The organism is Capnocytophaga canis (assembly GCF_000827555.1).
Taxonomy (GTDB): domain Bacteria; phylum Bacteroidota; class Bacteroidia; order Flavobacteriales; family Flavobacteriaceae; genus Capnocytophaga; species Capnocytophaga canis.
The window spans coordinates 1-548 of record NZ_CDOI01000004.1 but is presented as its reverse complement, the minus strand read 5'-3'; the positions used below and the strand labels follow the sequence as shown (position 1 = coordinate 548).

1 pseudogene is annotated in these 548 nt (G+C 30.7%); it reads left to right on the top strand.

Annotated features, from left to right (window positions below):
* Nucleotides 1-548, top strand: a pseudogene (locus CCAND38_RS11680) (hypothetical protein); the annotation flags it as partial.

Genomic DNA, 548 nt, shown 5'->3' with positions numbered 1-548 from the left:
AATTACACCCCAAAAGGAGCTGATTACTTGGAAATTAAAAATTTATCAAACGTGGATTTGGAATATTGTGTGGTAGGAAATCAGTCTCTAAAATATTGTACCACTGAATGTGTTGAGAGTTATGGTTTTTTTAATGCAAATCAAATAGATAAAACAAAAGTACTAAAAAGTTGTCCCATTCCAATTTATAAAGATATTCCTGTTTTATATTTGATTAAACCAGAGTTAGCACCTCAAACAGATGTGTATGTTAGAAAATCAAGCCCTAAATTAGCTGAACGTGAGTCATTTAAAGCTCCTGATTTTGGAGGTGTTGTTGCTAACACTCCCTTTTCTGCCTCCCAAATAATTGATTTGTATAAACGAGAATATATTTACAAAGAAATATTATATTTTACTCATTATGCACAATATGTTGAAAAACATAGCATTGGAGGAAAACATAAAGAATTGGAACATTATGGAGTAATCCCTTCAAATCAAACACTTTCCAATTCAGGGCAAATATGGTTTATAAATACACGTCAAGGTTTTTATGGAAGTAAAAT